The following is a 21,481-nucleotide window of genomic DNA, read 5'->3' on the forward strand; positions in this document are numbered from 1 at the left end:
ACGGTGGGAGTGGGACTCCACTTGCTGTCCTGACGTAAGCCAGGACGGTCGCGCATGACACTCTAGCAGTCATGACCGACCCGAACCTAACCAGTGACCCCACCACCGACTCAGTGACTGCAGCCGAGGAAGCCCAGGTACGGGAGCTGGCGGAGATCCCCGCCGTCGAGGTGATCACCCGCGCGGCCGTCATGCTGATGAGCGCGGCCGCCGAGAAGCTCGGGCTGGCCGACGCCGACCCGGACGAGAGCCCGCACCGCGACCTCGACGAGGCCCGTCGCCTCATCACCGCGCTGGCCGGCCTGGTTCAGGCCTCGGCCGAATACCTGGGTCTGCACGCCGGCCCGGTCCGGGACGGCCTCAAGAGCCTGCAGCTGGCCTTCCGCGAGGCGAGCGTCGCGCCGGATGAGCCCGGCCAGGGTCCGGGCGAGAAGTACACGGGCCCGGTCTGGTAGCGCAGGGTCCTGCAGACACTTCTCATTTTCACCGAATATTGTCCGAACTCATGACGTTGACGCCGAGCAGACCGCAGCAGCGCCCGACGACATTGGGGTGGGTTCCGCCGGCGGCCGGCTGGGCCGTCGGTGTCGTAGCGACGCTGTCGCTGTTCGCCAGCCTGTCGCCGTTGATCCGGTGGATCATCCGTATCCCGCGCGAATTCGTCAACAACTACCTGTTCAACTTCCCGGACACCAGCTTCGCGTGGTCGTTCGTGCTGATCCTGCTGGCCGCCGCCCTCGCCGCACGCAAGCGGATCGCCTGGTGGATCCTGCTGCTCTACATGGTCGGCGCAATCGGCTGGAACGTGTACGGACTGCTGTCCGGCGACCGCCCGATGGTCGACCTGACCGTCATGGAGGACCTCGGCGAGGCGCTGGGTCTGGTGTTCCACATCGGCGTCATCGTCGTACTGCTGCTGTCACGGAAGCAGTTTTGGGCCAAGGTTCGTCGCGGAGCACTGCTCAAGGCGGCCCTGACCCTGATCGCCGGCATGGCGGTAGGCATCCTGGCGGCCTGGGGCCTGCTGGAGATGTTCCCCGGCCGGCCGCCACTGGACCCGGACTACCGGCTGGCCTACGCGGTGAACCGCGTCAGTGGTTTCGCCGCCGTCGGCAAGGAAGCGTTCGAGGGCGGCCATCCACACCCGTTCCTCAACGCGCTGTTCGGCCTGTTCGGCGCCGTGGCGTTGATGGTGGCGGCGATCGTGCTGTTCCAGTCGCAGCGTGCCGAGAACGCCCTCACGGGTGAGGACGAGTCCGCGATCCGTGGCCTGCTCGAACTGTGGGGCAAGAACGACTCGCTGGGTTACTTCGCCACCCGCCGCGACAAAGCCGTGGTCTTCGCGCCCAACGGCCGGGCGGCCATCACCTACCGGGTCGAGGTGGGCGTCTGCCTGGCCAGCGGCGACCCCGTCGGTGACCCGCGCGCCTGGTCGGCCGCCATCGACGCCTGGCTTGTCCTGTGCCAGACCTACGGCTGGGCGCCCGGCGTGATGGGTGCCAGTTCGGCGGGCGCCGAGGCGTACCGGCAGGGCGGCCTGAACGCGTTGCAGCTGGGCGACGAGGCGATCCTGCATCCCGATCAGTTCAAACTGTCCGGGCCGGAGATGCGCGCCGTGCGCCAGGCCGTCACCCGCGCCCGCCGAGCCGGGCTGACAGTGCGGCTGCGCCGGCACCGCGACATCAGTGCCGACGAGATGGCCCAGGTGATCACACATGCCGATGCGTGGCGTGACACCGAGACCGAGCGTGGTTTCTCGATGGCGCTCGGGCGGCTCGGCGACGCCGCCGACGGGGACTGCCTACTGGTGGAGGCCGTGCAGGGTGACGGCCGGGTGGTGGCGATGCTCTCGCTGGTGCCGTGGGGCAACAACGGGGTGTCGCTGGACCTCATGCGCCGCTCCCCCGCATCGCCGAACGGCACCATCGAGCTCATGGTCAGCGAGCTGTGCCAGCGCTCGGAAGAGATTGGCGTCACCCGGATTTCGCTGAACTTCGCGATGTTCCGTTCGGCTTTCGAGCAGGGTTCGCAGCTGGGCGCCGGCCCGGTCCTGCGGCTGTGGCGCGCGCTGCTGATCTTCTTCTCCCGTTGGTGGCAGCTGGAGACGCTGTACCGCTCCAACATGAAATACCTGCCCGAGTGGGTGCCGCGCTACGCCTGCTACGAAGACGCCCGGCTGATCCCGCGCGTCGGCGTCGCCTCGGTGATCGCCGAGGGCTTCCTGGTGCTGCCGTTCTCCCGGCGCGACGAGCAGCCCCACACCGGCCATCACACCGCGGCCCCCAAGAACCTGATCGATTCGGGGCGGCTGCACCCCGACGGCAGCGCACCCGATGTGGCCGATCTTGCCGCCGCGGCGTCCGACACCGCCGACACTCGCCGGCTGCCCGACCAGGTGCGGGTGCGGATGGCGAAGCTGCAGGCGTTGCAGGCGGGCGGCGTCGACGCCTACCCCGTTGGGCGGGCACCCAGCCACACGGTCACCGAGGCAGTGGCGTCAGCTGCCGACACCGCGGTCTGTGTCGCCGGACGCGTGCTGCGGCTGCGCGACTACGGCGGTGTGCTGTTCGCCCAGCTGCGCGACTGGTCCGGCGAAGTCCAACTGCTGCTGGACAATTCGCTCCTGACCGGGAGTACCGTGGCCGAATTCACGGCGGCCATCGACCTCGGTGACCTGATCGAGGTCTCCGGCGTCATGGGCACCAGCCGCAACGGCACCGTGTCGGTGCTGGTGCACAGCTGGCGCCTCATCGGCAAGTGCCTGCGCCCGCTGCCCGACAAATGGAAGGGCCTGACCGACCCCGAGGCGCGCGTGCGCACGCGGTACCTGGACCTGGCCATCAACACCGAGTCGCGGGAGTTGATCACCGCGCGCAGCCGGGTGCTGCACGCCATCCGGGAAACCTTGGTGGGCAAGGGTTTCCTGGAGGTCGAGACCCCGATCCTGCAGCAGATCCACGGTGGCGCGAACGCCCGGCCGTTCGAGACCCACATCAACGCCTACGACCTGGATCTGTATTTGCGCATCGCGCCCGAGCTGTACCTGAAGCGACTGTGCGTGGGTGGTGTCGAGCGCGTCTTCGAACTCGGCCGCGCTTTCCGCAACGAGGGCGTGGACTTCAGCCACAACCCCGAGTTCACCCTGCTGGAGGCGTACCAGGCGCACGCCGACTACAACGTCTGGATCGACGGCTGCCGCGAGATCATCCAGAACGCCGCGGCGGCGGCCAACGGCGCGCAGGTGGTCATGCGACCAGGTCCCGACGGCAGCCTTACGCCCGTTGACATCTCGGGCGTCTGGCCCGTCAAGACGGTGCACGACGCGGTGTCCGAGGCGCTGGGCGAGCACGTGACCCCGGAAACCGATGTGGCGACGCTGCGCAAGCTGTGCGACGGCGCGACGATCCCGTACCGGACCCACTGGGACGCCGGGGCCATCGTGCTGGAGCTGTACGAGCACCTCGTCGAGGACCGCACCGAGATGCCGACGTTCTACAAGGACTTCCCCACCTCGGTGTCGCCGCTGACGCGCCCGCACCGCAGCGTCCCCGGCGTTGCTGAACGTTGGGACCTGGTGGCCTGGGGTGTCGAGCTCGGCACCGCGTACAGCGAGCTGACCGATCCGGTGGAACAGCGCCGACGGCTCGAGGAACAGTCGCTGCTGGCCTCCGGCGGCGATCCCGAGGCCATGGAGCTGGACGAGGACTTCCTGCAGGCAATGGAATACGCGATGCCGCCGACCGGCGGCCTGGGTATGGGCGTCGACCGCGTCGTCATGCTGATCACCGGGCGCAGCATCCGCGAGACACTGCCGTTCCCGCTCGCGAAGCCTCGGTGAACAGCGGCGGAATCTTCGGTTTGCATGTTTGCTGGAACCTCCAGGTGAGAGCCGTCGACACCCAGATCGCACACAGGAGGCTCCCAGCTTTGCGCGGCACGCTGGCGCCGTGACGATCGGGGCAACGACGGCCGGGCTCTATGGCGAGCAACATGTTTCGTTGACGCACGGCTGGCTGCCCTTCAGCGTCCAGGCCCTCGCCGCGGCGGTGCTGATCCTCGCGGTCGGCTGGCGCAACCAGCGGTGGCGCACCCTCTGGCTGCCCGTCGCCGCCGTGTCCGGCGTACTCGTGACCGCCGCCGCACGCTGGGTCGTGGCATCGCAGGGCTGGTCCGACGATCCAGCGCCGGCCCGGCTGTGGATCTGGACCGCGGTCACCGGAGCCGCGGTGGTTCTGCTGATCGTCGGCTGGCACGCCACCCGCTGGTGGCGCCGCGGGCTGGCAGTGCTGTCGGTGCCGCTGTGCGTGCTGTCCACGGGACTGACGCTCAACACGTGGGTCGGGTACTTCCCGAATCTCGACACCGCGTGGGAACAGGCCAACTCGGCGCCGTTGCCCAACCAGACCCCGCACGAGACCGTCGTCGCGATGCAGAAGGCCCGGCGGATACCGAGCAAGGGAAGTGTCGTCGAGGTCCAAACAGGCTCGGCTGCATCGGGATTCAATCACCGTGATGAATATGTGTACCTGCCGCCGGCATGGTTCGCCAGCAACCCGCCGCCGCGACTGCCGATGGTGATGATGATCGGCGGCGAGTTCAACACACCCGCCGACTGGCTGCGGGCAGGTAACGCCATCAAGACGGTCGACGACTTCGCCGCCGCCCATCAGGGCAACGCGCCGGTGCTGGTGTTCGTCGACCCCGGCGGTTCCTTCAACAACGACACCGAGTGCGTCAACGGACCGCGCGGCAACTCCGCCGACCATCTGATCAAGGACGTGCTGCCCTTCATGACCGCCAATTACGGCGTGAGCGCCGACCGCCGTCACCGCGGCATCGTCGGCTGGTCCATGGGTGGCACGTGCGCGGTAGACCTGGCAGTGATGCATCCGGACCTGTTCAGCGCATTCCAGGACATCGCCGGGGACATTGCGCCGAACGCCGGTGATCGGCCGCAGACCGTGCAACGACTGTTCGGCGGCAGCACCGCCAAATACGCCGACTGGGACCCGATGACGGTGATGTCCCGTCGCACCTACGACGACATCACGGCCTGGTACGACATCAACGGACCCGAGCTCTCCCGCGGCCCGCTGCCCGCCCAGACGATTGCCGCACATTCGCTGTGCGGCGTCGGCAGCACGCGTGGCATCCGGTGCGCCGTCGTCGAACGGCCGGGCAAGCATGACTGGCCGTTCGCCGCGCAGGCGTTCACCGCGGCGCTGCCGTGGCTGGCCGGTCAGCTCGGGACACCGGGTGTGCCGCGGTTGCCGTTGCCCGGTGCGACAGCACCGGCCATGCCGGTCGAAGCCGCGCGCCGATAAGTAGCCGGAGGTCGGCTAGTAATCGGCCTCTGCGGCCAGGATCTCGGCGAGGAACGCATCGGGGCCGGGCGCCGCGAGCCTGGCGCGCACGTAGCGCCGGACCCGGTCCCGAACTGCTTCCGTCTCGCCGGTCCGGGCGCCCACCGTCACGGTGGTGCCGGCCCAATCATGGCCCCACGCTTGGGTTTCGGTGGCCGGCAGCGGCAGGGAGGCGTTGCCGTCGACGTCGAGCGTGCCGCCACCGGTGACCGAACCCGCGTCCAAGCGCACCGGAATTCCGTCCGCGGGACCGATGGTGGCCACGCGGATGTCGGCGACCACCGCACCGTCGCGCACCCGCACGGACCAGTCGATGGTGCGCTCGGCGGCGTCGAATGTCCGCGGTGGCACCGCGGTCCACGCTACCGATGCGACACCGCTCGCGATGGCGCCGTCGCCGCCGGCACCGGGCTGCCCGGCGGCGAGCGCATAGTCGTCCTGTCGCGGCGATCCCTGGCCCGCAAGGACTTCCGACCAGTCCCCCAGCCCGAATTCGTCGGCAAGACCGACGCAGTTGCGGACGAGGTCGAGAATCCGGGGATCCCCCGAGGCGGCTGTGCTCGCCAGCGCCCGTCGATGCGGTGCCAGCAGCCCGGAGACGTCCGAATCCAGGGTGTCCTCGGTGAAGTAGTCCTGCAGCGCCGCAGTGGACAGCGCCACCTCGGCGTCCAGCACGGCGGCGTCCAGCGGGACGATGCCGTCGCGGGCGCTGGCGGGCCACCACCGCCGGAGCCAGTGCCCGACGGCCAGACGGCGAAGGGCGGCAAGGGGTTCCGGCAACGGCACAACGTCGGTGAGGTCGGCCGCGGCACCGGTTTCTGCGGTAGCCTCGGCGGCGGCGACCACCGCGACGTGCCCGGCCTCGCCGACCAGCCGCCACAACCAGTCGGCCGCAGGTAGATCCGTGAGCGTGATCCGGACCGCCTGTGCCCGGTCGTGGATCGTCCACGCCAGGACCGCGCCGCTCACCTCGAGCACCGCCACCTCGGGTGGTGCCGCGACCTCGGTTCCCAACGCCCACAAGCCGGAATCAACGGTGAGTTTCATCCTGCCGCCTCCAATTCCAGCATCGCCTTGATGCGCTGGCGATGATCGAGGCTCACCGATCGGGCGACCCCGTCCAGCAGCCCGCGCACCTCGCCGGCGTCGTCGCACGATTCCTGCCAAACGTCACGGCCGTGCAGTCGTGCCCACAGCCGCGAGACATACGGGCGGACAAACGCCGCGAGATCGTCCACCACCTGCTGCTGCCGCGGGTGCACCGGGCCGCCGTCGGTCAGATACCGGCGGGCGTGCAGCACGTACGCCTCTTTGCGGAGCCGGGCCTGAATCTGGCCCGAAAGGTGGTAGCGCGTCCGGTGATTCACCTCAAGCGGCGCCAGGTCCACCCCGACCTCGATGCCGGCGACCAACGCGGCCTGGTTGTCCTCGGCCAGGAGACCCCACGGAGAGGCCGCGCGGTCCGCCTCTTCGGCGCACAGGGTCGGCAGGTCAGGCAGCTCGTCGCGATCGAGGGCACGGCGCAGCGTCGCCCGGACCCGGTCGATGATGCTGCGGTCGAGGGGACGTTCGGCCGCGCGGGAGCCGGCGACCGTCGGCTTCGATTGCGGTGCGGCGGCGCACAACCCGATCTGGTCGACCGACCACGGCGCGGCGGCCACGGCGTCGCGCATCCGGGCGCCGAAGTTATACGGCGTGGTGTCACCGATCAGTGCGCTCCAGACGCGTTGCCGCGCGGCATCTGCGTTGTGACCGCCGGACGGTCCCAGCACCGTCCTCAGCCCGGCCAGGAATGGCTCGGACGATGCATCGCCCGCCCTGACGTCGTCCCAGCCGGCATCGAGCTGACGCGACAACGTCTCCAGCACCGCAGGATCGGCGAGGTATTCATGCAGCCGTTCGACCGCGGTGCGATCCCGGTCACCATGCACGTCCCGCAGCACCTCCGCGACGACACCTGAACCATCCTGTCCCGGTTCGCCTCTGGTCGCGGCCAGCTCGAAACACACCGGGAAATAGAGCTCTTGGGCATTGCCGGTGGTGATCCGGTCGCGCCGGCGCTGCGCCTTCAACAGCGCGAACCACCCTGCCGCAGCGCGTAACTGAACGGCGTGGCCGACGATCACCTGACGCATCTCGTCGGCGATGTCGGCGGCAACGACCGGCGCCGAATATTCGGGATGCGCCCGCAGCCGGAGCACCAGCGGATCGATGATGCGCTTCACCGCGCGGCTCAACGGGCCGCCGTCGGGGCTGCTGAGAAGTTCGAGACCGGGCCCGATCTCGCGCCATGCGGCGTCGATGACAGCGCGGCGTGGCTGTGGCCCGGTAGTCATCAGCGTGCTCCATCGACGGTGAAGGACATCATGGCAGCCCAGTAGACCGGGCTCAATGCGGCGTCACCGGTTCGCCAGCGCTGCAGGCAGTCTCGCTGCCAGCGGTTCACGGCGCGGGCCGGTGTCGTCGTCTCGTGTGCGGTGTCGACGGCGATGATCGCCTCGGACATGGGATCGGCGTCCCCGGTTGTGGCCGTTCGGTATCCGGCGGTTGTCGGCAGCGACCAGAGGGTCGCGGTAACCACCTGTGCGCCACCGAGAATCATCGCCGCGACGAGTCCGGTGGCCTCGTCGAACCGGTAGTCGGCGCCCGATGCGCAGGCCAACAACGCGACCCGGGGCGGAACCGGCAAACCCATCACCATGATGTCGGCGGCGGTCAGCGGCTCGGGCTCGGCCAGATGCAGGGCCGCCTGGTCTGCCGATCCGTCGCGGTCGGGAGCAGCACTGGCATGCCCGACGTACACCAGCCGCGCCGGCTGATGCGCCAACTGATTAGCCAGCCAGTGCCGGTCGGCGTCGGCGCGCCGGAAGAGCTCCAGCGGGGTGGTGACCGCCGGCAGCGCAGGACGCGCACCGAAGTGCCGGGCCAGCACCGTATCGGGCGACGGCCGGCCCAGCACCGAGCCCAGCGCGGAATCCGGCCGCTGACCGGGCACTTTCGGATCCAGTAGGAGAAGCGGCGGTCCGTCCGCCCGTTGCGATTGCCGGCGCGGCGCATTCGCGATGTTCGGTGGCACCGCCAGCAGGAGGTCGGCAAATTCGACGAGGCGTTGGTCGCCACTGCCGCTGGGCTGCGCGAGCAGGCCCCACGGCACCCGGCTCAAGCGGGCGGTCGGCGATACGAAGAGCACCGGCAGCTCCGGGCCAGCGGTGTACTGCCGCAGCAGATCCCACGCTTCGTCGGGTAGCAGGGCCCCGAGGAGTCGTGCGAGCTCGCGCTCCCGGGCCACCGCGGCGAACGGCCCGGCGACCAAGGATCGGGTCAGCGCCTCGGAAAGTTGTTCACCGTCAAGCGGATCCGGTAATGCCTCAGCCAGTGCGCCGGTCACTGTCAGAAGAACGTCCTCGGCCACCATCCAGGTGACCAGCCGCTCGGGTGAGCCGACAACCCGGAGGCTGACGTACGTCGCGATCCCGATGTCGGCGAAGCGCAGCACCAACGTCGTTGTGGTGTCCCCGGTTACGGGCATGTCGACCACGCCTCCTGGTCCGCGGTGACCACACGGCCGTAGCGCGACCGGGCCAGTTCGCGGTAGCGCGCCAGCACCGGCGCACCGTCGGGCTCCATCTGCAGTGGCGGCAGCGGCCCCAGCCGGATGAGGCCGACGGCACCAACAGCAACCGGGCCGGATGCGACCGAAGCGAGTTCGTCGACATCGAGCACCGGCACGGCCGTCGTCGTGGCCCGGGCCCAATCCACCGTGCGGGCCGCCGCGGCGTCGACGCTGAACGCACCTCGGGCACTGTGATATTCGATCAGTTCGCCGACCAGCACCGGGTTCTGCGATTCCCATGCCACCGCGAAGGCCCCGGCCAGCAGCGGTGCGGCCACCCCCGCGGCCCAACTGGCCCGGGCATCCGCGTCGGTGATCGAGTACCGCACCGAGTCGACGGCCAGCGCGGCGGGCAACTTCAGGTCGGCGGCGGTGGCCAATTTGTCCATGCCAGAACGGTATTGATCCGTGCCGGGTTCGGCGAACCATGTCCCGAGGCCGCCGCGGTAGCGGGCTTCGGCCTGCGCCCAGGTGTCGGCGGGATTGCCCGCGGCGTCGAAGCCGAGGTCCGCGAGTCCCTCCGCGCGCCAGACGGTGCCGAGTTGGTCATCCAACCTTGCGTACTGCAGCCAGCTGCTGCGCGGTGAGGCATCCAGGCATTCCCGGGCCTGATCGATCAATGCCCGGGCCTCGTCGTATCGGCCCCGGAAGATGGCGATCCAGCTGCGCTGCAACAAGATACGGTGGACGTGCAGGGGCTTGCCCAGCTCACGCCAGTGCCGTTCGGCGTGGCCCCAGCATTCATCGGCGGCCTGCAGTGCACCGGCGGCCAGCCGGGTGAGACCGAAGTACAGCCAGCAGCGGGATACCTCGTGAGCCCGCGCCTGCCGGGCGATCTCCGGGTACGCGGCAGTGGCGAGGGCCTCGGTGCCCTGCTGGTCGCCCGCCAGCCAGCTCACCGCCGCGCGTTCCAATTGCGCCCGCGCGGTGGCCAATTCCCAGCCGCGAGCCTGCGCCCGGGCCTCCGCGCGGCGCAGCCACGGCAGCGCCTCGTCCACCTTGCCGGTTTCGATACAGAACCGCGCGTAGCCGAGTGCACCGGTCAGCCAAAGGTATTCGCGCTGCGGGTCGTCGGCGGGTGTCGCGAACGTGGCCAGCACCTCGTCCCACAGCGGCACCGAGCGGGCGTGCAGGTCGTCGTCGCACAGCGCGAGCGCGCACAGGATGCGGGCGTGGGTCAGCAGATAGGTGTGTTCGTCGTCCAGATCGGAGTACCGGGACGGCCCGTCCAGCGCGGACAGGGATTGTGCCGCCCCTTCGTGGTCACCGATGGCGGCGGACACGCCGGTCCGCAGGAAGGCGGCCCGGCGGCGGTAGCGGGTGAGCATGTGATCCGCGTCCTCCGGGGTCATGGCCATCTGCGCCACGATGTCGGCCGGCGCGCGACCGGCCAGGATCGATGCGTAGATGTCGAGGCAGTCGTCGATACGCCGGATACATTCGCGCACCCCGTCGAGGGCGCTGCGGATCAGATAGATCTCGCCGAGTTGGGCGAAGACCTCGAGCATCTGGTCATCGCGGTCGGCGGCTTCGATGGCGGGCATCAGCGACAGCAGCAGTTCTTTGGCTGTCGGCTCGTCGGCGGCGAACATCAGCGCGCGGGCGCGGGCGAGTTCGCCGGTGATCGACACGGCCGCATCATAAGGCGGAACGAGGCGAGCGCAGCGACGGGAAGACGGGACGCGGGTGCATCCGGCATAACGGTTGCACCCGCGCCCCGAGCGACTCTTGTCAGCCGCACGACACCTTGATCTCGAAGTTCTTCGAGATCATCCCCGCCATGGGGTTCTTCATGTCGGCACCGGCGGCCTGCCCGGTGATGGTGTACGTGCTGCCGTCGACCTTGACGTCAGCCGAACCGGTCTTCACACCGCCCATCTCCGACACCGCGAGCGCGTTGCCGTCGACCACCAGGCCCAGGGACTGCACCTTCGGCGGCGAGGCGTCGGTCATCACAACGCCGAGGCCCTGCGCGCCACCGCCGATGGGTGCGCTCGCGATGTTGATGCTGCCGCCCTGCTTCACGCAGGTCACCGACTTGAGATCCAGGCCGGCCAGATCCTGGCCCTCGACCTTGACGACGGTGTTGCCGCCGCCGCCCGTCACCGAACCCGGGCCGGACGCCTTCGGTCCGGCCTCTTTGTCGCTGGAGCAGCCGATCAACGTGGCACCCACGGCCAGCATGCCGATACCAGCGGCCAGTGCGCGATTGATGTTCATGGCAGAGAGTTCCCTTCCTTTTACGCCGCCCCAGTGGCGTCGTCGTGCCGTAAGTACACGCGGACGCCGTGGCTACCGATCCCAACTTTCCCGCGCGGTACGGTGAAGCCATGGCCGACGAAACCGCCGCCGAGCAGCCGTCGAACGATCCGAACGAGCCCATCGACGCCGAGATCGTGCCGCTGGATCCGGCGCCCGCGCCGGTGCCGGTGTCCCCGCCGGTCGATCCCGGCTACACCCCCGACGGCGTCCCGACCTTCGAGTCGGTGCGGGACAAGATCGAGCACCGGTACGGCACCGCGATCGGCTCGGCCGAGCTGGCGGCGGAAACCCCGGAGGGCCGGTCGGTCGAGGAACAGTACGAAGCGCGCCAGAAGGCCGCCACGGAACGCCTCGAGCAGATTCGTCGCTCGATGCACGACGACTGACTTGCGTACCGTCACCATCGCCGAGCGTCGCCATCGCCTGGCGCAACGTCATTTCCTGAGCGACGCGGCGTCGAGCCCTGCCGAGGTGACCCGGGCGCTCGTCGGTCTGCACGGCACCGATCCCGCCACGCCGTACCTGTCACTGTGGGCCCGGCTGCCCGGCTTCAGCGTCACCGATCTCGATGCCGCGCTGTATCAGGAGAAGCATCTGGTCAAGCACATGGCCATGCGCAGGACGCTGTGGGTGGTGCACACGGCCGACCTGCCCGCGGTCCAGGCCGCGGCCAGTGATCGGGTGGCCGCCACCGAGCGCAAACGGCTGATCGGTGATGTCGAGAAGTCCGGTATCGCGGCCGACGGCGAAGCGTGGCTGGAGCTCGCGGCGGCCGCGGTGCGTGGTCATCTGTCCGAGGGGACATTCGTCAACACCGCCACACTCCGGGCCTCGCTGCCGGAACTGGCCGGCGAGTGGGACCCGGCACCCGGAAAGACCTGGGGCGGAAGCACTCCCGTCGCACCCCGGGTACTGACGGTGTTGTCCGCCCAGGGGCATCTGCTGCGCGGACCCAACTCCGGCACCTGGACCACGTCGCGACCGCAGTGGGCCGCAGCGACGCATTGGCTACCCGAACCGGCCGCTGCCCTTCCGGCCGATGAAGCCCGAGCGGCCGTGCTGACTGCCTGGCTACGCACCTTCGGCCCGGCCACCGCCGCGGATATCAAGTGGTGGTTCGGCCAGACGCTGTCATGGGCCCGGGAGGGCCTGCGCGCCATCGACGCCGCCGAAGTGGCTCTGGAGGGCTGCGACGAGACCGGCTACGTCCTGCCCGACGATCTCGACGCCGCTCCCCCCGTTTCGCCCTGGGGCGCACTGCTGCCCGGATTGGACCCCACCGTCATGGGTTGGCAGGCCCGTTCCTGGTACCTCGGCCCGCACGCGGCCCAGTTGTTCGACCGTTCCGGCAACGCCGGTCCCACGGTGTGGTGGGACGGCCGCGCCGTGGGCGCCTGGGGTCAGGACGACGACGGCCGGGTGCAGCTGGAGTACGTCGAAGACGTCGGAGCCGCAGCTCGGAAAGTGCTGCAGCGCAAAGCTTCCGAGCTGACTGACTGGCTCGACGGGGTGCGAATCAAGCCGCGCTTCCCGTCACCGCTGAGCCAGGCCCTGTCACGATAGGCCGGAACGCGTTGCCAGCCACGCAGCTAGAGAATCGCATCAGCCAGTAGATCCAGTTGTTCGACGGCCGCACCGGTCGGATGGAACAGCAGCCGGTCGAAACCAAGTTCGCGATACCGACGCACCGTTTGGCGGGCATCCTCCGCGGAACAGACCATGTCGTCGACATTCACCTGCGCGTACTCCGGAGAAAAGCCGTAGTAGCGGGCCAAGTGGTCCCGACCTGCCGCGACCGCATGAGCCGGCCCCAGGCCGAAGTTCACCGATGCCTGCAGGTACGGACGACCGGTTCGCCCGGCGGCCTGCCAGCCGGTGCGGATCTGCTCGGCCAGCTCTGACTGAGCATCGTAATGACGCACGGCACCGGCGGCCCACCCGTTACCGACGGCAATGACCCGCCGCGCTGTGGCCGGCGACCGACCGCCGAAAAGCAGCGGAATGTGCGCGGGCGCAGGGCATAACGCGCCGCCATCGGCGACCGGATCGCCGGCCCACAACCGGCGCATCCGCGCGACCTGTTCGTCGAGAATCCGACCACGCCGTCCGAAATCCGAACCAGTACTGGCATAGTCGTCAGGCCGGTTGCCGACGCCAAGGCCGACAACCAGTCGGCCCCCGCACATCTGATCCAAGCTGGCCAGTTGTTTCGCGAGCGGAACAACCGGATACAACGGCGCCAGAAGAACATTGGTCACCAGTGTCAGCCCCTTGGTCGCACCCGCCGCCGTCGCCAGTGCGATCAATGGGTCAACACCTGGGTACAACATCCGGTCTATTGCGGTGACCGATTCGAATCCACGTTGTTCGGCACGGCGGGCCCACTCGATCACGGCCGCACCGGACACACCGGCGATGTGGTTTGGCAGCCCGATTCCCAGTTCCATCGTGCCTCCTTCGGTTGACGTCACCTGCCCGCACTCCAGCTTCGGTGACACGTCGAACTTCGACAACAAGATCGCCTCTTGTCGTCAAAAACAGGCCATCAACGCCGATATTCGTTAGATTTTCCCCACTATGGAGGCAATAGACGGTTATCTTGTGCACGCATTGCAGGTGGCACCGCGCGCCCCATTTCGACACATCGCCGAAGCCATCGGCGTCGGAGAACAGACAGTGGCACGCCGCTACCGGGCCTTGCGACGCGACGGCGTGCTTCGTGTGGTCGGCGTAGTGAATCCGCGGGTCTATGGCGAATGCCAGTGGATCGTCCGCGTCCGCGCCAAGCCCGCCGATCTCCCTCGGCTCGCTGAAGCGCTGGTCCGTCGGCCCGATGTCACACACGTCAACACGTTGTCAGGTGGCACTGAACTGGCCTGTGCCGTGCGCGCCCCGATCGGTGATGCCGCCGACGGACTGCTGCACCGGCTGCCGCGCACATCGGCGGTCCTCGACATGCGGATCGAGTTGGTACTCAACGTGTTCGGTTCACGTACGGGTAGGCACTGGACCGGGTACGGACAGGCGCTGGCGCCCGACCAGATCGCCATGCTGCGACCACTCGAACAAGCCCGCCCAGATCAGCCGGCCGCGCCAACCGTCGATGACCGAGCACTGCTCGACGCACTCGCCGACGACGGTCGAATCACCGACAGCGCACTGGCGACACTCACCGGCTGGTCACCGGCCCGAGTGAAACGTCGGCTGGCCGCATTGACTGCGTCCGACACCCTGGCCTACGACCTCGACGTGTTGCCGGAGCGCCTCGGATTCACGCTGAACGCGATGATCTGGATTTCTACGACGCCTCGACACCTCGCGTCGGTAGGCGAACAGATCACGCGCCATGACGAGGTCGCCTCGGTTGCCGCAGTTAGCGGTCCCACAAACCTGATGGCCGTCGTGATCTGCTGCGACGAGCGACATCTCTACCGCTACCTGGCCGAACAGTTGGCCACCGTCGACCACATCCAGGCGTTCGACGTGAGCATCCGCAGCAAGCGGCTCAAGCAGGTCGGCTCACTTGTCTCACATGGTCGACTGATCGGTGCTGGCTAGAGCGCGGCGGCCTTGCGTCGTCGCTTCGCGGGTGCTTCCGACAGCACGACAGTGGGCAACAACTCCGCGAGGAATTGCCCGGTGTAGCTGTCCGGGGTGGCCGCGACGTCCTCCGGTGTACCGGACACCACAACCGTGCCGCCGCCCGCGCCGCCCTCGGGACCCATGTCCACGATCCAGTCCGAGGTCTTGATCACGTCGAGGTTGTGTTCGATGACGATGACGGTGTTGCCCTTGTCGACCAGACCGTTGATCACCTTGAGCAGCTTGCGGATGTCCTCGAAGTGCAGACCGGTGGTCGGCTCGTCGAGGATGTAGACGGTGCGCCCGGTGGACCGCTTCTGCAGCTCGGCGGCCAGCTTCACCCGCTGCGCCTCGCCACCGGAGAGCGTCGGGGCCGGCTGGCCCAGCCGCACGTAGCCCAGGCCGACGTCGACGAGCGTCTTGAGGTACCGGTGGATCGAGCTGATGGGCTCGAAGAACTCGGTGGCCTCCTCGATCGGCATGTCGAGGACCTCGGAGATGGTCTTGCCCTTGTAGTGCACCTCCAGGGTCTCCCGGTTGTAACGGGCACCGTGGCACACCTCGCACGGCACGTACACGTCCGGCAGGAAGTTCATCTCGATCTTGATGGTGCCGTCACCTGAACACGCCTCGCAGCGGCCGCCTTTGACGTTGAACGAGAACCGGCCCGGCTGATAGCCGCGGACCTTGGCCTCGGTCGTGGCCGCGAACAGCGTGCGGATCTTGTCGAACACCCCGGTGTAGGTCGCGGGATTGGAACGTGGCGTGCGGCCGATCGGCGACTGGTCCACCCGAACCAGCTTGTCCAGCTGGTCGAGCCCGTTGATCCGGGTGTGCCGGCCCGGCACCTGGCGCGCGCCGTTGAGCTTGTTGGCCATGACGGTCGCAAGGATGTCGTTGACCAGCGTCGACTTGCCCGACCCCGAGACGCCCGTGACCGACGTCAGCACACCCAGCGGGAACGCCACGTCGACCTCTTTGAGGTTGTGCTCGCGCGCGCCGACCACCGTGATCTGCCGCTTGCGATCGACGGGTCGGCGGATGGCCGGGACCTCGATCTCTTCCCGGCCCGAAAGATAGGCGCCGGTAAGCGATTTCGTGTTCTTCAGCAGGTCCTTGTAGGTGCCGCTGTGCACGATCTGGCCGCCGTGCTCACCGGCCGCGGGGCCGATGTCGACGACCCAGTCGGCGTGCGCGATGGTGTCGAGGTCGTGCTCGACGACGATCAGCGTGTTGCCGAGGTCGCGCAGCCGGACCAGGGTGTCGATGAGCCGGCGGTTGTCGCGCTGGTGCAGGCCGATGGACGGCTCGTCGAGCACGTAGAGCACACCGACGAGACCCGACCCGATCTGCGTCGCGAGCCGGATGCGCTGTGCCTCACCGCCGGATAGCGTGCCCGCGGCCCGGGACAGCGTCAGGTAGTCGAGGCCGACGTCGAGCAGGAAGCCCAGGCGCGATTGCACCTCTTTGAGCACCTGGCCGGCGATGGCCTGCTCGCGCGGACCGAGCGTCAGCGCGTTGAGGAACCTCGAGCAGTCCGAAATGGACAGATCACACACCTGCGCAATGGATTTCGCGTCGTCATCCGCGGACAGGGTGACAGCCAGAATCTCCGGCTTCAGTCGGGTGCCGGCGCACTCGGGGCACGGGATGTCCCGCATGAAGCCCTCGTAGCGTTCCTTCATCTGCTCGGACTCGGTCTGCTCCATGCGGCGCTGCAGGAACGCCAGCACGCCTTCGAAGTCGGCATAGTACGAGCGCGTGCGGCCGTACCGGTTCTTGTACCGGACGTGCACCTGGTGGTCGGAGCCTTCCAGAATGGCCTTGCGCGCCTTGGCCGGAAGCTTCTTCCACGGGGTGTCGATGTCGAAGCCCAGTTCCTCACCGAGGCCGGCCATCATGCGGGTGAAGTAGTCGGAGTTGTGGCCCATGGACCACGGCGCGACCGCGCCCTCGGCGAGCGTCAGCTCCGGGTCCGGCACGACGAGCTCGGGGTCGACTTCCTTCTTGATGCCCAGACCGGTGCATTCCGGGCAGGCGCCGTACGGCGAGTTGAACGAGAACGACCGCGGCTCAAGGTCATCGACTGCCAGCGGGTGCGCGTTGGGGCAGGCCAGCTTCTCGGAGAAGCGCTGCTCGCGTTGCGGATGGTTGTCGTCGCGGTCGACGAACTCGAGCACGACGATGCCGTCGGCGAGCCCCAGCGCGGTTTCGACCGAATCGGTCAGACGCTGCTTGGCACTTGCCTTGACGGTGAGGCGGTCCACGACCACCTCGATGTCGTGCTTCTCCTGCTTCTTGAGCTTCGGCGGGTCCGTCAGCGAGTGCACGACGCCGTCGACCCGCACGCGGCTGTAGCCCTGGCCGTTGAGCTTGTCGAAGAGGTCGACGAACTCACCCTTGCGGGTGCGGACCACGGGCGCCAGCACCTGGAACCGGATGCCCTCGTCCATGGCGAGCACCTGGTCGACGATCTGCTGCGGCGTCTGCCGCGCGATGCGCTCACCACACACCGGGCAGTGCGGCGTGCCGGCGCGCGCATACAGCAGCCGCAGGTAGTCGTAGACCTCGGTGATGGTGCCGACGGTCGAGCGCGGGTTGCGGTTGGTCGACTTCTGGTCGATGGACACCGCGGGCGACAGGCCCTCGATGAAGTCCACGTCGGGCTTGTCCATCTGCCCCAGGAACTGGCGGGCGTACGCCGAGAGCGACTCGACATAGCGGCGCTGGCCCTCGGCGAAGATGGTGTCGAACGCCAGCGAGCTCTTGCCCGAACCCGACAGGCCCGTGAACACGATCAGCGAGTCTCTGGGCAGGTCAAGGTCGATTCCCCGCAGGTTGTGCTCGCGCGCACCTTTGACGATCAGACGGTCTGACACACGTATCCCTTCACCGGTCTGGGCAGTCCAGACACCACAGCGCCATGCTATGTGTCCCCACCGACAAGTCCGGATACGGTGGCGTCATGACAGTCGTCAATGACACGTACACCGGCCACGTCGACGCAGGCACCGCGGCACGTCGCACCCTCCCCGCCGCGACGATCGTCAAGGCATCGGTCGGACCGATGGACAACAACGCGTACCTCATCACATGTTCCGCGACCGGAAAGACGCTGCTCATCGACGCCGCGAACGACGGACCCGCGCTCGTCGAGCTGATCAGGTCGCAGGCGCCGGACGTCGAACTCATCGTCACCAGCCACCAGCACTTCGACCACTGGCAGGCCCTGGCAGAAGTGGCCGAGGCCACAGGTGCACCCACCGCCGCACACGCTCTGGACGCCGAGCCGCTGCCGGTGAAGCCCGACCGGATCCTCGCCGACGGCGACACCATCACGATCGGCGACCTGACGTTCGACGTCATCCACCTGCAAGGTCACACCGAGGGTTCGGTGGCGCTGGCGCTGCGCGGCGCCGACGGCGAGGTCACCCACCTGTTCACCGGCGACTGCTTGTTTCCCGGCGGCGTCGGCAAGACCTGGCAGGAAGGTGACTTCGAGCGACTGCTCGGAGACGTCACCCGCAAGGTCTTCGACATCTACCCCGATTCGACTGTCATCTACCCCGGGCACGGCGACGACACCACACTCGGCACCGAGCGGCCACACCTCGAGGAGTGGCGGGCGCGCGGCTGGTAGCCGGTTGGCCCGTCAACCCACGCAGTGACCTGTCGGGACCGGTTGGGTGTTGCCGACCAGCGCGAGTTGGGGCCCGACTTCCTTCGCGGTCAGCGCGAAACTGGTATCGGGGTCGTCCTGCGCCGCCCCGAAGACGACACCACGCACCCGGCCGTCCAGGTCGACGATGGGTCCGCCTGAATTTCCTTGCTGCACAGCACCTCTGAGGGCATACACCTCGCGCGTCACCGTGCCGGTGCGGAAGATGTCCGGCCCTTGGAGTTTGATGACCTCACGTACCCGGACCGGTTTGGCCTCGTACGGACCGCCATGGGGGAACCCGAGTGCGGCCGCGTCGGCACCGCTGACGGCAGGCGCCTCAGAGAACATCAACGGCGCGGTCGGCAGGTCCGGGATCGCGAGAATCGAGATGTCCAGGTTCGGGTCGAACGACACCACCTGGCCGTCGTACTTCGTGCCGCCGACTTCCACGGACACTTCGTCGGTCCCTGCGACGCCATGCGCCGTCGTCATCACGCGCTTGGGTCCGACCACAAACCCGGTGCCCTCCAAGCGCTTTCGGCAGCTGTGCGCCACTCCGTGAACGCGCACCACGCTCGCTTGTGCGGCAGTCACCGCGGGGTTGGCGGCCACGTTGGGGTCGGGAGGGGCGACGGTCGGGATCGTCGATTCGGTCTCCGACACGATCGCCGATGTCGTCGCAGGTGCGGCGGGCTGGTTCTTGCCCGCGCAGCCGGCGATCAGTGTGGCGGCCAATGACAACGTCACCCATGACGTACGGACGAGACTTCTTCGAGTCATGGCGCGAACTTTACGGGCACGAAAAAACTGAGGCCCCCGGCAGTCTGCCGGGGGCCTCAGAAAAATCCGAATCCTACGAGGTGTGGACGATCAGCACGTCGACCTTGGCGCGGCGGGCCACGTTGGCCGGCACCGAGCCCAGCAGCCGGCCGGCGATGGTGCTCAGACCGACGTTACCGACGACGAGCAGATCAGCGTTGGAATTCTCAGCCAAGTCGACGAGCGCGTCGACGGGAGCGCCGACGATGGCCTTCTCTTCGACCTGGGTGGCGCCCGCGGCCTCGGCGCGGTCCCGCGCCTCACGCAGGATCGCGTAGATCGGCGCATCGCCGTGCACCTTGTAACCCTCGTCCTTCAGGACATCGGCCGCACGCTGATCATCGGCGTGCGGGAAATAGGCGGTTGCCACGACCAACTTCGCATTGGCCCCCGCGGCGATCTGGGCAGCGCGCTCCACAGCGCGCAGTGACGAATCCGATCCGTCCGTACCGACGACCACGGTCTGGTAGCCGCTCATCAATGGCCTCCCGTTATCCAGGTTTGTGTATCCGGCGTTCTGTCCGGCATCCCCGCAGACAGTAGCCGCTGAATCGTGGCCATTGGTGCGGTTTCACCACACAAGTTCGCCGGGAACACCGTGAAAAATGTGCTTTACCGGCACCGATGTTAGCGGCCGTCGCCGCAACGGGCTTGCCAATAGTGACGAAACGATCCGGTGTTTCGTCCCGTGAGATGGAACGCTTCGGACCCTCGATCGTTAGCCACGACCGAAATACAGCTCCTGCGTGGCGACGCACACCAATTGCCCGGCGCGGTTGTACATCGTCCCGCTGGCCAGTCCGCGGCCCCCGATTCCGCTCGGCGAAGTCTGGTCGGACAGTACCCAATCGCTCAGGTCCACCGGCCGGTGAAACCACAGCGCGTGGTCGATCAGCGCCGAGAAGGTGTGGGCCGGCAGCGCGCCGCGCGGGATCATCGCCGCCTCCAGCATGGTGGTGCCGGTCAGGTATGTCAGCAGCCCGGCGTGCAGGGCCGGGTCCCCGGGGATGGCGTCGGTCGGGCGCCACCACATCCGCAGATGCGGTGCCGAATCCGGTGAGTCTTTGGCCAGCCGCGGGTGCGGATCGATGTAGCGAAGCTCGAACGGTTGGTCACGAACCCAGAAGCCACCCGATTCATCGGCGTAGTCGGCGAGCTGCTCGGCCATGGTCGGTACCGAAAGCGGTTCTGGCACATCAGGAATGGTCGCCTGGTAGTCGAGCGCGTCGACCGGGGCACTGAACGACGCCAGCGCCTCGAGCAGGATCTCGCCGTCCTGCAGGGCGGTGATGCGGCGCGTCGCGAGCGTGCCGCCGTCGCGCGCGGCGTCGACCTGAACCTCGACGGGCTTACGCGCATCACCGGCACGCAGGTAGTAGACGTGCAGGCTGTGCGCACTGCGTCCTGGCGCGGTCCGGCTCGCCGCCACCAGCACCTGACCGGCGAGATGACCGCCGGCAATGTGGTGGCTGGGATTGTCGAGCTGGGTGGCCACGAAATGGTGGTCATCGGTCTGATCCACCAGCAGCGTGCTCACGAGATCAGACAAGGTCGGCGAACTGTACGTCACCTGAGGCATCTTGCCTGAGGCATTTGGACACCCACCTGGTCGGTGGCGATGATCACTTCGACGAGCAGCCGCTCGCCTGCTCCGTCGTCACCTGCGCCGCCAGGCGGCCCGCGAAGCCGCCCGCCGGCCTGAGCGACATGGGACACGCCGCCCAAGACAATGATCGGGCTGTCAAGGCCCACGGACAGAACGGGGATCAGCGGCTCCATGCTGGCTTCTCAACACCGAAGTTGCCACCGCTGACCACCTCGCGCGGGACGCATACAGGCAACCATGCCGTCTCCGTCGCTATTGGGTAGGTACCCCGGGTGTTGGTCGCTACACCGAACCTCGGGACATCGTTGAGCACATTTGATTTGGTGCAGAACTGGCACGGGACTTCGAGGGTGTCATGGGAGCCGAAGCTGAAGTGGCTGGCCGAATTTCATTCGCATTATCGCGGTTGCGCACCGAACGGGGCCTGATCTGCGGTGTTCAGCTGGAAGCTCGGCAGGTGGTGTCACCTGCCGAGCTTCCAGTAGTGGAGCGAGTGACGGGATTCGAACCCGTGTGAACGGCTTTGCAGGCCGGTGCCTAGCCACTCAGCCACACCCGCACTGATCACCACAGTG

The 21,481-nt window shown here is 68.0% G+C and carries 19 protein-coding genes and 1 tRNA gene; 8 read left to right on the plus strand and 12 right to left on the minus strand.

Annotation, left to right across the window (positions count from 1 at the left end; genetic code table 11):
• Window positions 1–71 precede the first annotated feature (71 nt).
• From QRN63_RS10920 to QRN63_RS10930, 3 genes are all read left to right on the plus strand, one after another.
• Window positions 72–455, plus strand: a complete 384-nt coding sequence (locus QRN63_RS10920; RefSeq protein WP_285030783.1) for a DUF1844 domain-containing protein — start codon at window positions 72–74, stop codon at window positions 453–455.
• A 50-nt stretch (window positions 456–505) separates the two neighbouring features.
• Window positions 506–3,838 (plus strand): bifunctional lysylphosphatidylglycerol synthetase/lysine--tRNA ligase LysX, encoded by a 3,333-nt coding sequence (lysX, locus tag QRN63_RS10925; RefSeq protein WP_285030785.1) that lies wholly within the window; start codon window positions 506–508, stop codon window positions 3,836–3,838.
• A 109-nt stretch (window positions 3,839–3,947) separates the two neighbouring features.
• Window positions 3,948–5,324 carry an alpha/beta hydrolase gene (locus tag QRN63_RS10930; protein ID WP_285030786.1) on the plus strand — a complete coding sequence of 459 codons (1,377 nt, stop codon included), beginning with the start codon at window positions 3,948–3,950 and terminating at the stop codon, window positions 5,322–5,324.
• Window positions 5,325–5,339: 15 nt separating this feature from the next.
• Here the strand turns inward: QRN63_RS10930 and QRN63_RS10935 are convergent, their stop codons facing one another.
• The 5 genes from QRN63_RS10935 to QRN63_RS10955 all read right to left on the minus strand — a co-directional run bounded on the left by QRN63_RS10935 (window position 5,340) and on the right by QRN63_RS10955 (window position 11,196).
• Window positions 5,340–6,410 (minus strand): hypothetical protein, encoded by a 1,071-nt coding sequence (locus QRN63_RS10935; protein WP_285030787.1) that lies wholly within the window; start codon window positions 6,408–6,410, stop codon window positions 5,340–5,342.
• Window positions 6,407–7,699, minus strand: coding sequence for a hypothetical protein (locus tag QRN63_RS10940; RefSeq protein ID WP_285030788.1), 1,293 nt, complete (start codon window positions 7,697–7,699; stop codon window positions 6,407–6,409). The genes QRN63_RS10935 and QRN63_RS10940 overlap by 4 nt, the downstream gene beginning before the upstream one ends.
• Window positions 7,699–8,892, minus strand: coding sequence for a CHAT domain-containing protein (locus tag QRN63_RS10945; RefSeq protein ID WP_285030790.1), 1,194 nt, complete (start codon window positions 8,890–8,892; stop codon window positions 7,699–7,701). Before QRN63_RS10945 ends, QRN63_RS10940 begins: the two co-directional genes overlap by 1 nt.
• Entirely contained in the window at window positions 8,883–10,607 is a 1,725-nt protein-coding gene (locus tag QRN63_RS10950) for a hypothetical protein (protein ID WP_285030791.1), read from the minus strand. The genes QRN63_RS10945 and QRN63_RS10950 overlap by 10 nt, the downstream gene beginning before the upstream one ends.
• 100 nt (window positions 10,608–10,707) lie before the next feature.
• Window positions 10,708–11,196: a lipoprotein LpqH gene (locus QRN63_RS10955; protein ID WP_502888111.1), complete on the minus strand. Its 489-nt coding sequence runs from the start codon at window positions 11,194–11,196 to the stop codon at window positions 10,708–10,710.
• Between the two features lie 110 nt (window positions 11,197–11,306).
• On the opposite strand from QRN63_RS10955, the gene QRN63_RS10960 reads away from it, so the two are divergent.
• Both QRN63_RS10960 and QRN63_RS10965 read left to right on the plus strand, forming a co-directional pair.
• Window positions 11,307–11,624, plus strand: coding sequence for a PspA/IM30 family protein (locus QRN63_RS10960; protein WP_267317826.1), 318 nt, complete (start codon window positions 11,307–11,309; stop codon window positions 11,622–11,624).
• Between the two features lies 1 nt (window position 11,625).
• The gene (locus QRN63_RS10965) at window positions 11,626–12,801 is read left to right on the plus strand and encodes a winged helix DNA-binding domain-containing protein (protein WP_285030792.1); all 1,176 of its coding nucleotides are present in this window, start codon (window positions 11,626–11,628) and stop codon (window positions 12,799–12,801) included.
• Window positions 12,802–12,827: 26 nt separating this feature from the next.
• On the opposite strand, the gene QRN63_RS10970 is transcribed toward QRN63_RS10965, so the two are convergent.
• A complete protein-coding gene (locus tag QRN63_RS10970; protein WP_267317828.1) occupies window positions 12,828–13,685 on the minus strand; it encodes an LLM class flavin-dependent oxidoreductase in 858 nt (285 codons plus the stop codon).
• Between QRN63_RS10970 and QRN63_RS10975 the strand changes: the two genes are divergently transcribed.
• Entirely contained in the window at window positions 13,582–13,803 is a 222-nt protein-coding gene (locus QRN63_RS10975) for a hypothetical protein (RefSeq protein WP_285030900.1), read from the plus strand. The two genes, QRN63_RS10970 and QRN63_RS10975, sit on opposite strands and share 104 nt — an antisense overlap.
• Before the next feature lie 12 nt (window positions 13,804–13,815).
• Window positions 13,816–14,796 (plus strand): Lrp/AsnC family transcriptional regulator, encoded by a 981-nt coding sequence (locus tag QRN63_RS10980; protein ID WP_285030793.1) that lies wholly within the window; start codon window positions 13,816–13,818, stop codon window positions 14,794–14,796.
• Here QRN63_RS10980 and uvrA read toward each other — a convergent pair.
• On the minus strand, window positions 14,793–17,699 hold the full coding sequence (gene uvrA, locus QRN63_RS10985; RefSeq protein ID WP_267317830.1) for an excinuclease ABC subunit UvrA: 2,907 nt from the start codon (window positions 17,697–17,699) through the stop codon (window positions 14,793–14,795). The two genes, QRN63_RS10980 and uvrA, sit on opposite strands and share 4 nt — an antisense overlap.
• 86 nt (window positions 17,700–17,785) lie before the next feature.
• Between uvrA and QRN63_RS10990 the strand changes: the two genes are divergently transcribed.
• The gene (locus QRN63_RS10990) at window positions 17,786–18,460 is read left to right on the plus strand and encodes an MBL fold metallo-hydrolase (protein WP_267317831.1); all 675 of its coding nucleotides are present in this window, start codon (window positions 17,786–17,788) and stop codon (window positions 18,458–18,460) included.
• Window positions 18,461–18,472: 12 nt separating this feature from the next.
• Here QRN63_RS10990 and QRN63_RS10995 read toward each other — a convergent pair whose 3' ends face one another.
• From QRN63_RS10995 to QRN63_RS11015, 5 genes are all read right to left on the minus strand, one after another.
• A complete protein-coding gene (locus tag QRN63_RS10995; RefSeq protein ID WP_267317832.1) occupies window positions 18,473–19,261 on the minus strand; it encodes a MarP family serine protease in 789 nt (262 codons plus the stop codon).
• A gap of 73 nt (window positions 19,262–19,334) precedes the next feature.
• A complete protein-coding gene (locus QRN63_RS11000; RefSeq protein ID WP_020103294.1) occupies window positions 19,335–19,778 on the minus strand; it encodes a universal stress protein in 444 nt (147 codons plus the stop codon).
• Between the two features lie 240 nt (window positions 19,779–20,018).
• On the minus strand, window positions 20,019–20,879 hold the full coding sequence (locus QRN63_RS11005; protein ID WP_267317833.1) for an acyl-CoA thioesterase: 861 nt from the start codon (window positions 20,877–20,879) through the stop codon (window positions 20,019–20,021).
• On the minus strand, window positions 20,867–21,079 hold the full coding sequence (locus QRN63_RS11010; protein WP_285030794.1) for a hypothetical protein: 213 nt from the start codon (window positions 21,077–21,079) through the stop codon (window positions 20,867–20,869). Before QRN63_RS11010 ends, QRN63_RS11005 begins: the two co-directional genes overlap by 13 nt.
• A gap of 312 nt (window positions 21,080–21,391) precedes the next feature.
• Window positions 21,392–21,465, minus strand: a tRNA-Cys gene (locus tag QRN63_RS11015).
• Window positions 21,466–21,481 lie beyond the last annotated feature (16 nt).

This window comes from Mycolicibacterium sp. lyk4-40-TYG-92 (genome assembly GCF_030209435.1).
Classification (GTDB): domain Bacteria; phylum Actinomycetota; class Actinomycetes; order Mycobacteriales; family Mycobacteriaceae; genus Mycobacterium.

What these genes read in the sequence shown, in the direction of transcription:
- lysX (WP_285030785.1), top strand. Translation starts at nt 506, where the DNA reads ATGACGTTGACGCCGAGCAGACCGCAGCAGCGCCCGACGACATTGGGG.
- QRN63_RS10935 (WP_285030787.1), bottom strand. Translation starts at nt 6,410, where the DNA reads ATGAAACTCACCGTTGATTCCGGCTTGTGGGCGTTGGGAACCGAGGTC.
- QRN63_RS10970 (WP_267317828.1), bottom strand. Translation starts at nt 13,685, where the DNA reads ATGGAACTGGGAATCGGGCTGCCAAACCACATCGCCGGTGTGTCCGGT.
- QRN63_RS11005 (WP_267317833.1), bottom strand. Translation starts at nt 20,879, where the DNA reads ATGCCTCAGGTGACGTACAGTTCGCCGACCTTGTCTGATCTCGTGAGC.
- QRN63_RS11000 (WP_020103294.1), bottom strand. Translation starts at nt 19,778, where the DNA reads ATGAGCGGCTACCAGACCGTGGTCGTCGGTACGGACGGATCGGATTCG.
- QRN63_RS10940 (WP_285030788.1), bottom strand. Translation starts at nt 7,699, where the DNA reads ATGACTACCGGGCCACAGCCACGCCGCGCTGTCATCGACGCCGCATGG.
- QRN63_RS10995 (WP_267317832.1), bottom strand. Translation starts at nt 19,261, where the DNA reads ATGACTCGAAGAAGTCTCGTCCGTACGTCATGGGTGACGTTGTCATTG.
- QRN63_RS11010 (WP_285030794.1), bottom strand. Translation starts at nt 21,079, where the DNA reads ATGGAGCCGCTGATCCCCGTTCTGTCCGTGGGCCTTGACAGCCCGATC.
- QRN63_RS10960 (WP_267317826.1), top strand. Translation starts at nt 11,307, where the DNA reads ATGGCCGACGAAACCGCCGCCGAGCAGCCGTCGAACGATCCGAACGAG.
- QRN63_RS10955 (WP_502888111.1), bottom strand. Translation starts at nt 11,196, where the DNA reads ATGAACATCAATCGCGCACTGGCCGCTGGTATCGGCATGCTGGCCGTG.
- QRN63_RS10990 (WP_267317831.1), top strand. Translation starts at nt 17,786, where the DNA reads ATGACAGTCGTCAATGACACGTACACCGGCCACGTCGACGCAGGCACC.
- QRN63_RS10980 (WP_285030793.1), top strand. Translation starts at nt 13,816, where the DNA reads ATGGAGGCAATAGACGGTTATCTTGTGCACGCATTGCAGGTGGCACCG.
- QRN63_RS10945 (WP_285030790.1), bottom strand. Translation starts at nt 8,892, where the DNA reads ATGCCCGTAACCGGGGACACCACAACGACGTTGGTGCTGCGCTTCGCC.
- QRN63_RS10920 (WP_285030783.1), top strand. Translation starts at nt 72, where the DNA reads ATGACCGACCCGAACCTAACCAGTGACCCCACCACCGACTCAGTGACT.